Source organism: Trichocoleus sp. FACHB-46, from assembly GCF_014695385.1.
Taxonomy (GTDB): Bacteria; Cyanobacteriota; Cyanobacteriia; order FACHB-46; family FACHB-46; genus Trichocoleus.
Genome location: NZ_JACJOD010000038.1, coordinates 20,759 through 30,102, shown reverse-complemented (window position 1 = coordinate 30,102; position 9,344 = coordinate 20,759). Strand labels below are relative to the sequence as shown.

The following is a 9,344-nucleotide window of genomic DNA, read 5'->3' as shown; positions in this document are numbered from 1 at the left end:
TCAGTGGTGGATAAGAGGCTGCTTGGGGCTAGTTCCCCCTTTTTGCTCCTGCTGCATGTTGATGCGCACGGACAACACTCCCATCGACAAAGTGGATGTCCCAGTTAATTTTGCCCTCGGCATCGGCCTCGATCTGCAGGGCTTCGAGCAGTTGCTGCCACAAGCCGATGTGACGCCAGTGGTAGAATCGACCTGAAACTGTTGACCAGTGGCCATAGCGACTGGGTAAGTCTCGCCAAGGAGCACCAGTTCTGAGAATCCACAAGATGCCGTTGATGACGGTTCGATGGTCTTTAGTGGGGCAACCTGTATGAGGCTTTTGTGGTGGAAGCAGGGGCCAAATGCGTTTCCACTGCCGATCGTTTAATTCACCCCGTCGGTTCTTCTTTTGTGGTGGAAGAATCATGGAGGCTAATCAGTATTCCTGCACTATTTCTATTCTGCCAAAGGGTTTTAAAACACGCCCTAGTCTATCAATTAGAATGAGTCATCTCGTTGTAATCCTTAGAAAGGATAAAGGCGTTGCTGATTTGGTAATGGCATAGCTATCCCAAAAGCAGGCTCCCTCCTGGACAAATCATTACTTTCCAGCAACGCCAGGATAAAGTTCAGTTGTATGATGCTCTTGAATTCAAATCGCTGTTCCAATACTCACTATGGTTAACGCTCAAACGACGCCCAACGCTATCTTGGCTAACCTGTTAGAAGCCGATACCGCCCTCGCAACCCAAGAAGCAACCCTATCAGCTCAGCTTCAAGGAGTTCGGGAAAAGCGGCAAAGCCTAAAGATAGTCATTGATTTATTTAGCATCCCCTCAACACCTTCAACATCCCCGCCCTCTGGAGAAGGCAGCGCTACTTCATCATCAATCGCTAAGGATGATGCTTTCACTGCAGCAACTCCATCTGCTCCTGTTCTGTCTGCCTTGAAAGAATCAGAAGCGGAGCAACCCCGGCGATCGCGCTCAGTGTCTAAGTCAACGACCTCCCCCAAACGTGGCAGAGCCACGAAATCCTCAAAGACAAGCAAGACCGCTAAATCGTCGAAGAACTGGCAGGATTACTTACAAGCTGCGTTTCAAAACAATTCCTTACCGATGGCGATCGCCGCTGTATTCCAGCAACAACCGGAGGAACTTCTGAGCGTGGCTGATCTCATGGATGCAGTTTTTGTGGGCAGCTTGCCTCAAGAGATACACGCCACCATTCGTCACCACATCCTTAATATTCTTTCCGCCGGAGCCAAGGAAGGCCAATGGTATCGAGGCCAAAGAGGTCAATATAGCCTGTCTCAAGTTTAGCCATTCAATCCGAAGGTACCTGCAAAGCGCAATCGCGACCTAAATTCTTCCAGCCACTGAGTGATCAGCGGGCTTGAGATCAGTGGTGAACTAGTAGCTGGAAGCTAAGTTTCTGTCTCCGCTTGTTTCAGGGCTTCGGTCTCAAAAATTGCTGCTTCTGCCAACAGCTCATCCGCTCTCTTGACGTAACGATCAAAGCTATGAGCCGAGCGATGACGTGTTAACTTCATGGCTAAGCGAGAGTCCATGGTTTTGTAACGCATGCCATCAACCACTAAACTTGTGGCAAAGGTATGCCGTCCTCGATGCGGATGCAGATGTGACACCTCCTTCCCTTCTGCTTGCGCTAACTCCTGGGCGATCGCCTGCAACTCTTTGGAAACGAGTTTATACAGACCGTCATAGCCCAGACGTTGATGGCGATTGCGGGGGGAGTAGGAAATAAACAGGGGACGATCAGACTCAATTTCTATGCCTGCGGCTCGACTGCCTTCAGTTTGCGATTGTCGCCACTCCAGGTACATCTGCAAATGCTGTTGAGCTTGCGGCTTCAGGGGTACTGTCCCGACGCTACCGCGTTTAGCCTTGCGGATGTGCAGCCTTACGCCATCAAAGTCTGCAACATCGAGATTGCAGATCTCCTCCGCCCGCAGTCCATGCAACAACACGGAGACGATCGCTGTGTTACGCTCCGCTAGCTTACTGAGCGTAGCTGCTCTGTAGAGCCATTCGATTTCTTCAGCCGACAAATCCTTCGCTGTCGGCTCCGAAGCTTCAGGCAATTCCAAGGTTCGAGCTGGATGCGTCTGAATGTACTTGTGGTCCTGCAACCAGTCAAAGAACTGCTTCAAGGTACTGAGGGTGCGCCGAACCGTACCAGCGCTCAGTTGCAACTCTTGCTGCAAGTAAGTCTTGAAGTGCCGCAGCTGCCGTGCACTGACCTCTCGCCAAGGCTGCTGCTGATAAGGAGACCCCGGCAAGTCACACCACCGAGTAAAGCGACTAAGATCCAGACGATAAGCCTTTTCGCTCTTCGGAGCTAGGTTCTTCGCTTGGAGAAACTCAGCGATCGCATCGTCTCGTAAGCTCAGCACTCGATTCGTCGATGCTCGCAGACTCGATTGAGTCGGTGAGAGGGTCGTTACGACGGGAGAGAGGCACAATCTGAGGCGTAGGAATGGGTTTCATCAGCAGACTCGTAAGGAGGAACAGAGCGATCGTACTCCCGGTGATTTGAAAGCAAAGCAATCGGTAAAGGTTGGTGGGGAGAGCTTGATAAATTTTACCTCGAATTCTAATTCCAGAGAATGCCTATTCTCTTGCCTATTACTCACCTGAGACAAAATTAGAAATCGGCACAACGAAAGGCTTACAATCTAAGCACTAGGGCGATCGCCAACTCAAGTGGAGTGCGATCGCTTGGCTTCATCACTCTCTAGTTCTGCTCTATAGCTTCAACTTCCCCAAAGCGAATCCGCTCGCGTTCACTAGATACAGAGTCAGCCGTCCCTAAAACTCGCAAGATTCTAGAGAAGTGTCTACGCTGTGCCATGTTGAGTGCGGAGCAAGCCAAAGCACTGCATGGCCCTGAAGGAGATGGGTGCTGGACCCCCAAGGTCTGCTACAACCGACGCTCTCATGCGCGTCACCGCGATCGCCGCAATCAAGCTCGCAATCGGCAGCGACAAACGGCAGTGTTAGAAGAGTTAGCGATTGATGTCAGCGAGTTCACAGATGTCTGGACAGCTATCCTCGTGGTTTATCGCTGAGCGGGAGCAGATACTCCAGTCCATGCGATCGCCGCCCAAATTTGACAGGGCCAACAACAGGTAGCTGTGGTGCAACCAATTCACTGTATGGGTCTGGTTCCTTCTCAGGTGCATACGTATGTCAGGAACCTATTGGCGCTGCTGGACGAGCGCTATGGCATTCGCAAGTTTGCCAGTCAAGAGCGATTTGACCCAGAACTGTGTCCCATTCGTCCTTGTATTCATCACCCCACCAGCAAACGATGAGTTCTGTAGAGCAGTTGGAATTGCAGCTTTGGGCCAGTTTGAGTGAAGCGACGGAGGTGCCAGAGGCCGCAGAGCTGGATCAGTTGTGGCAGTTACTCGATCTCACCTTGGTAGATCAGGAGACACCGAAACAGTTGGCGATAGCTGCAGAGGCGATCGCCCAGATCACGGAGGTGTTCCAAGAGCGATCGGTGCAGATGTTTGAGGAGTTGGAAGCTGCCACCAGTGAGGAGGGTCCGGTGATGCCTACCGATGCTTTTGATCGCTATGTGCACCAGAGCATGCAGGTAGATTTAGAGCAGTTTATTGAGCCACCTTTAAGTTGGGCCAGGAAAGTACCCCAGCGATCGCCCTGGAACTCAGTTGAGAATGAGCGATCAGTCGTCGGAGAGCTGGATCAAGCAGCACTCTTGCAAGTGCTCGATGAACAGATGAGTCAAGATCCAGGCTTAACGGAAGCCGAGGTGTTTAACCGAGCGCTAGGGGTCGCTCATGAAGAGGATATGACCGCTTGGGTCGAGGCAATCAATTATTGGATGCAAGCCTCCGCTCGATCATCGGTTTCGCTCCTGGAGTTACAGCGATCGCTAGAGATGCCTTTGGTGCAGGTGTGGTTGGCCCTTCTGCTAGGAGATTGCCCCTTGGAGCAGCGAGGCGAATTCTATGAGGCGCAGCAGGTGTGGGTTGTAGAAGTCAAATAAAAATTAACCCTTGTCGCATTCCCAGGGTGACCGCTTCCGTGCGACTCGAGGCGTTGAGCTTAGTGAAGATTGAGCTAATGTGGAACTTGACCGTGCGCTCAGAGAGAAGAACTTAATCTTGTGTGCGAGGAGGCACAATTAGCCGCATGAACGATTTTGAATTTGAGTTGTGGCTTCTTGAAGGCGATCGCAATCGGCACACTGCGATCATCCGGGATCTCAAGCGAGAGTTGCGAGAGGAGCGGGAAGGGTCAAGAGAAGGGAGTAAGCGATTGGTAAGAAATGAGCAGGATCGAAAAAGAAGATGACTACAAAAATCGATTGTGATGCCCATGAATGGATAGAGCTTTGCCACTCAGAAGCAGGGGATGAACACTTCGTAGATCCTCAACTAGTGTCTGTGAAGGGGAGCATAGTTCGGGTTCGGCGCTCAGTGATACTGGCTCAGCCTGATCGGACTCGATGGGGTGCAGTGGCGGATAGCCAGAGCTTAGAGCGTGTGGATTTAAGTCCTGGCACTTGGTCTACTCAGAAAGAGGTTCTGATCGGCCTGGAGGGCCAGGTATTAAACATCAACGAACAGGTTGATGGAAATGAGTTTCCTAGTCTTCCTGGTTCAGTCAACGCAGCAGGGTTGGCCTTCCTCCGTGCCCTACTACGCAATCGCAAACGACAGCAATTGAGCATCAAGCGTCGGCACAAAAAGTATTTGGTAAAAACCATAAGGAGCTGGACTCCGAAAGATGTGGCATGAGCTGGGTGCGATCGCTAAGATTCAGCACAGGCAACGGATAGATGAAGCGTGGGATGCAGTGATCGCATCATTTAATAAGTGAGAATTTGAGAATTTGGAAAAATCCGAAACAAACTATTCAAATTCTCGCAACTTTAATACTGAAACCCCTTACACAGTGGGCATGTGAGAGCTGAGAGGGATTGAAAGAAATGTCAAAATGGATGAACTACCTGGTCAGGTTGGTAGGCTAATCCTATCTACTAGGAGTGACTAATGAAGTGGAAAGCGATCGCAGGAGTGTCGGTGGGAGTGATCCTATTACTAATGGGTTGTAATCGCACCACTTCAATGCCAACAATCGATGCCGATAAACAACCTCGAACCCAAAGTTGGGTAACGGATGAAATGAATGGGGATTGGTTGATTGATACAGCGTCAATCAAGGCAACTACATTCACTTTGAGGGACAACTGGCGTTACTACTGGACACAGAAGCTGATTGGCAAAGGCGTTCAGTATGATCTGAAGCTCAAGAACCCTGAAAAGCGCAACAAAGGGCTGAAGCTAGTAATTACTAATATTATTCATAGCTGCGAAAATAGCGGCCCTATCGCCGCCCGAACACTCACGCTAGTTGAACGTAATGGGAAGCATGAGCTGGACCAAACCTACACTGATCCGCGTGACCGTCACGCTTCACTGCCTTCCCGACAGCCCAAAGGACCAATAGCAGATACCTTGAATTGATACGTGCTAGGTGTAGGCAAGCGGGAGTGAAGCCGAGGTTTTAGCTAGAGTCACTTGGCACTTTTGATTCGCCAGCTCGATTTAACCTGCTCTTGCCGTTAGGCTTCACGGGAGGGTACTGCTCCTCACTGACAGTTGGAGAGTCAGCAGAATATCCTAGAGTCTTAAAGAATTAAGAAAATGCGTGTATTTGGATGGGTTATTTTCGTATTAGGTATAGCACTAATAGGTTTAGGAACTGTCTACCCCCCACCTGGAACAGTATCTTATTATTCTGAAGACGGAAAATTTACAATTCAGAAGTATCATAATAAGCCATACGAAACGGTTCTCCGAGAAAGAAGTAATGTCATTTTTACAGGAGGCTTACTAACAATTTGTGGGGCGATTTTCATTAGTCGACGTCGCAGAGAATAGCAGCTTGAAGGATTACTCCTAAGAAACACACTCTTGGGGAATCGGTTGAGCTATGAGATCAAAGCCAAGTGCTTGGGCCTTCTTCTTGAGATGCTTGATGACCCGTTCTTGATGTTGGTGCTCGTATGCATTCATCCCAGGATCTGCATAGGTGCCACCTGAGGTCCAAAAATGATAGAAGATGCGAGCCAGCTTGTGGGCATGCCCGTAAACAAACTCATCCGCTTTAGGAAGAATTGAGACGTTGATTTGGAAACGAATTTATTTACAGGTATTGAGTAGTAGAAGCTGCATTTTGTTTTAGGTAAGGGAAGAGTAAATTAAACGACCAGATACTGTTGGCGAAATTCGATGGGGATCACACCTGCCTTAATTTGGAGCTAGAGCCGCGAAACGGGAAATCCGAGTTTTTGCTCTCAGCACTCCTGTCAACCAGTTGACTAAGCGATCGAGATTCATCGCTGCGGCAATGGCAATATTCTGCAAATGCGTCTTTGACAGACCTCGATAGCGACTTTGCCTTAAGCCAAACGCTCGCACTCCTTGGGAAAGTGTTCCTTCAATTCCAGCTCGGCGCTGATAGCGCTGTTGTCCCTCGGCACTAGCATGAATCGCCCTGGCTACCTTGAGTGCCTCATACTGAGGCTGCGGCATCAGCAGTAAACTGCGTGCAAACGGCAGTTTAGCCCGAGTACATTGAGAGCGGGCTGGACAAAGGCTACAGTCCAATGTGGAAAACCTAGCTTTGAACACAGGATGACCGTCCTGCCCGATTAAAGGAGACCAGGAAATGGATTGCTTTCCTTGCGGACAAGTCACACGTTGCTGTTCCCAGTCCACAGTAAATTGGGTGAAGTCAAAGGCATTCTCGGTTCTGGTCTGCCAAGTGACATTAGGACGAGTCGGTCCCACCATCGTGATGATCTGTGCTTGAGCCTCCACTAGTAGATGAGCATCAACATACGCTGAATCTACGAAATGTTCGCTAGGTGGCAAGTTCTTGTCTAGCAATGCCTGATGAATGGCTCCAGTGCATTGGGCTTCATGCACGGTTGCAGGCGTTGTCATTACTTGAGTAATCAAATGACACTCATCGTCATCACAAGTCTCACTCACATGCACTATGTATCCTGTCCAACTCATCTCATAACGGCTGCGATAGCGAGCCTCAATGTCATAGGGAGATTCAATGCCTTCAGCGGACTTCGCTAATTCTCGTTTGGGTTTGAATCGCACTTGCTTAGCTCCAGTCTTGTCAACGGTGACGATGTCATAATGTCGTTGCCAAACCAGTTCTAGAGCAATAATGCTGGGTAGTTGTTGCCAGTCGATTGAAAGATTAGATGCTTTTAGACATTCCAGCAGATAGTAAATGTCATTTCCTACCGTTTGAGCATAAGCCTCTCCCAGCTGTACTTTCAGGTAATCGAGTGTCCTCAATTCGACTTCCATAACGCTTGAACCAAGGCTCTAAAGCAATTTGCCTAACCCCTTCTGGTACATACGTTGCCAGTTCATTGAGGACGGCTCGAAACGCTTCTGCGACTAGCTCTAATCGGTTTAGGGTCCGAATGGAGGCGAACACTCGAGTAGAATCGGTCCGTTGCTTTCCCCGAGCTTTGACCCACCCCAGAACGCGACAGTGTTCCAATAGCCGCTCAAGCAATAGATGTTCTGCTTTCCCCTCAATCAGCCGCTGACGGAACTCGCTCAACACGCTGAAATCAAATCCTGCATCGGTTAATTCCAACTCCAACAAGTATTTCCAGTCAATGCGAGAACGCACCGCATCAGCAGCTTGCCTATCAGAGAGGTTTTCCCGAAATTGCATGAGTGTGATCAGCGCCAGTCGCCACGGCGGTACTGCTGGTTGCCCTGTTGTAGAAAATAAGCTGGCAAAATCTGCATTTCCAAAAATAGGTCCTAACTCGTCTCTGAGTGTCAAATAGGCATTGCCTTTTGGAAAAGCAGCTTTGGCGACACAGGCAGTTTTGGGAGGAACCGGAGAAATGGGCTCAACTGAGAGGGACATGGCAAGTTACCTCTGAAAACTGGGGAGATTGCTCTTAAAATAGCCGAGGTGATCCCAGTCAAGGTTTACCAACAGTATCCGACCAAATAGGTGATCCCAGTCAAGGTTTACCAACAGTATCCGACCAAATATTTGCCAGCTTGAACTGGAGTAAAGGATTTGCAGCCCTCTCATGGAAATAATAAAGCACTCTTCAGCTATAGGTTGTAGAGAGCGCTTTAAGAGCGATCGCCCCATTGAATACATTGCATACAAACATTGAACAAGACGATCACTGATGTGATTTCAATCGGAATTTGCAGCGACAGTGGAGCTGCAATCAATCCAGCCAGGATGAAACCCAAACCGACAAAAATAGAGACAATCAGAATCACTTCATCGTCAAATAGCTTCAGACCGACCCATAAGGTGCCAAACCCAAGGGCCCAAAAGATGAAGTGATTCATGGAGTGATGACTAGTGGTGGTTTTATGATGTCATCTAATGCTTACATCATTTGGCGAATCGGACGGACGATCACTTCGTTCACATCGACATCATCTGGCTGGGACACTGCATACAAGACCGCTCTGGCGATCGCATCTGAAGTTAACGCTGTTTTGCGGAGTTCTTGCAAAAAACCTTTGGATGCATCATCTGTAATATCAGAGCCGAGTTCCGTCTCAACTACGCCGGGGGATATGGTGGTGATGCGGATATTGTTTGACTCCTGGCGCAGTCCCTCAGAGAGGGCCCAAACTGCATACTTGGTCGCGCAATAGACTGCAGCAGTAGGCGCTACCACATGGGCCGCAATGGACGCAGTATTGATGAATTGTCCACCACCTTGTGCTTCCATGATGGGCAGCCCCGCCGCAATGCCATTCAATACACCGTGGATGTTCACGCTAATCATGTGGTCCCATTCCTCGACCTTCAAGGCATTCATCGGCGATAGGGGCATGACACCTGCATTGTTAAAGATCACATCGACACGACCGAATTTGTCTTTGGCGAAGTGAATGAATGCTTTTACATCTTCGCGATCGGTGACATCTAGCGCTTTGAACTCCGCGGTGCCACCCTGTTTACGGATTTCTTCGGCAATCTTTTCTAACTTTTCGGTGCGCCGTGCCCCTAGAACCACCTTTGCACCGTTCTCAGCCAGCAATTTAGCACTAGCTTCCCCAATGCCGCTACTGGCTCCGGTGATCGCAATCACTTTGTTCTCTACGTTCATCATGGTGTGGTTTCTGTTTGTTTCGATTAGTGTGAATTAAAGAAGCATGCCGCTAGAGACTCCAATTCTCTGAGCATTCACCCAGCAGTTGTCCTTAGCTAGTAAAACTGCGGTTGCAGCGACAATATTTTCGGCTTCTGCTTCGTTGCTCGATCCGTCAGAATGACGTCAGTCCC

Annotated in this window: 10 protein-coding genes and 3 pseudogenes; 6 read left to right on the top strand and 7 right to left on the bottom strand. The window is 49.3% G+C overall.

Features of this window, described 5'->3' with window-relative positions:
- Positions 1-37: 37 nt before the first annotated feature.
- Positions 38-406: pseudogene (locus H6F72_RS23235) on the bottom strand (IS5 family transposase); the annotation flags it as partial.
- A gap of 250 nt (positions 407-656) precedes the next feature.
- Here H6F72_RS23235 and H6F72_RS23230 point away from each other — a divergent pair.
- Positions 657-1,301, top strand: coding sequence for a hypothetical protein (locus H6F72_RS23230; RefSeq protein WP_190441462.1), 645 nt, complete (start codon positions 657-659; stop codon positions 1,299-1,301).
- A gap of 104 nt (positions 1,302-1,405) precedes the next feature.
- Here H6F72_RS23230 and H6F72_RS23225 read toward each other — a convergent pair whose 3' ends face one another.
- Positions 1,406-2,395, bottom strand: a complete 990-nt coding sequence (locus H6F72_RS23225; protein ID WP_190441461.1) for a tyrosine-type recombinase/integrase — start codon at positions 2,393-2,395, stop codon at positions 1,406-1,408.
- Entirely contained in the window at positions 2,364-2,489 is a 126-nt protein-coding gene (locus H6F72_RS30855; protein ID WP_255527367.1) for a hypothetical protein, read from the bottom strand. The genes H6F72_RS23225 and H6F72_RS30855 overlap by 32 nt, the downstream gene beginning before the upstream one ends.
- 362 nt (positions 2,490-2,851) lie before the next feature.
- Here H6F72_RS30855 and H6F72_RS30410 point away from each other — a divergent pair, with 362 nt between their 5' ends.
- The 3 genes from H6F72_RS30410 to H6F72_RS23215 all read left to right on the top strand — a co-directional run bounded on the left by H6F72_RS30410 (position 2,852) and on the right by H6F72_RS23215 (position 4,017).
- Entirely contained in the window at positions 2,852-3,070 is a 219-nt protein-coding gene (locus H6F72_RS30410; RefSeq protein ID WP_242017090.1) for a hypothetical protein, read from the top strand.
- Between the two features lie 66 nt (positions 3,071-3,136).
- Positions 3,137-3,316 (top strand): hypothetical protein, encoded by a 180-nt coding sequence (locus tag H6F72_RS30405; protein ID WP_242017089.1) that lies wholly within the window; start codon positions 3,137-3,139, stop codon positions 3,314-3,316.
- Positions 3,313-4,017: a hypothetical protein gene (locus H6F72_RS23215; protein ID WP_190441460.1), complete on the top strand. Its 705-nt coding sequence runs from the start codon at positions 3,313-3,315 to the stop codon at positions 4,015-4,017. The genes H6F72_RS30405 and H6F72_RS23215 overlap by 4 nt, the downstream gene beginning before the upstream one ends.
- Here H6F72_RS23215 and H6F72_RS23210 read toward each other — a convergent pair.
- A pseudogene (locus H6F72_RS23210) lies at positions 4,010-4,111 on the bottom strand (LuxR C-terminal-related transcriptional regulator); the annotation flags it as partial. The gene H6F72_RS23215 and the pseudogene H6F72_RS23210 overlap by 8 nt on opposite strands.
- A 210-nt stretch (positions 4,112-4,321) precedes the next feature.
- On the opposite strand from H6F72_RS23210, the gene H6F72_RS23205 reads away from it, so the two are divergent.
- Together H6F72_RS23205 and H6F72_RS23200 are read left to right on the top strand one after the other, a co-directional pair.
- Positions 4,322-4,771 (top strand): hypothetical protein, encoded by a 450-nt coding sequence (locus H6F72_RS23205; protein ID WP_190441459.1) that lies wholly within the window; start codon positions 4,322-4,324, stop codon positions 4,769-4,771.
- Positions 4,772-5,026: 255 nt separating this feature from the next.
- Complete coding sequence (locus H6F72_RS23200; RefSeq protein ID WP_190441457.1) at positions 5,027-5,500, top strand: hypothetical protein; 474 nt, start codon at positions 5,027-5,029, stop codon at positions 5,498-5,500.
- Positions 5,501-6,286: 786 nt separating this feature from the next.
- Here the strand turns inward: H6F72_RS23200 and H6F72_RS23195 are convergent.
- The 3 genes and pseudogenes from H6F72_RS23195 to H6F72_RS23185 form a co-directional block, all read right to left on the bottom strand.
- Positions 6,287-7,949 (bottom strand): annotated as a pseudogene (locus H6F72_RS23195) (IS1182 family transposase).
- 218 nt (positions 7,950-8,167) lie between these two features.
- On the bottom strand, positions 8,168-8,395 hold the full coding sequence (locus tag H6F72_RS23190) for a hypothetical protein (RefSeq protein ID WP_190441456.1): 228 nt from the start codon (positions 8,393-8,395) through the stop codon (positions 8,168-8,170).
- 41 nt (positions 8,396-8,436) lie between these two features.
- Positions 8,437-9,171 (bottom strand): SDR family oxidoreductase, encoded by a 735-nt coding sequence (locus H6F72_RS23185; RefSeq protein ID WP_190441453.1) that lies wholly within the window; start codon positions 9,169-9,171, stop codon positions 8,437-8,439.
- Positions 9,172-9,344 lie beyond the last annotated feature (173 nt).

Excerpts from the sequence above, each read along its gene's own strand:
- H6F72_RS23230 (WP_190441462.1), top strand. The coding sequence starts at position 657 with ATGGTTAACGCTCAAACGACGCCCAACGCTATCTTGGCTAACCTGTTA.
- H6F72_RS30855 (WP_255527367.1), bottom strand. The coding sequence starts at position 2,489 with ATGAAACCCATTCCTACGCCTCAGATTGTGCCTCTCTCCCGTCGTAAC.
- H6F72_RS30410 (WP_242017090.1), top strand. The coding sequence starts at position 2,852 with ATGTTGAGTGCGGAGCAAGCCAAAGCACTGCATGGCCCTGAAGGAGAT.
- H6F72_RS23215 (WP_190441460.1), top strand. The coding sequence starts at position 3,313 with ATGAGTTCTGTAGAGCAGTTGGAATTGCAGCTTTGGGCCAGTTTGAGT.
- H6F72_RS23205 (WP_190441459.1), top strand. The coding sequence starts at position 4,322 with ATGACTACAAAAATCGATTGTGATGCCCATGAATGGATAGAGCTTTGC.
- H6F72_RS23200 (WP_190441457.1), top strand. The coding sequence starts at position 5,027 with ATGAAGTGGAAAGCGATCGCAGGAGTGTCGGTGGGAGTGATCCTATTA.
- H6F72_RS23190 (WP_190441456.1), bottom strand. The coding sequence starts at position 8,395 with ATGAATCACTTCATCTTTTGGGCCCTTGGGTTTGGCACCTTATGGGTC.
- H6F72_RS23185 (WP_190441453.1), bottom strand. The coding sequence starts at position 9,171 with ATGATGAACGTAGAGAACAAAGTGATTGCGATCACCGGAGCCAGTAGC.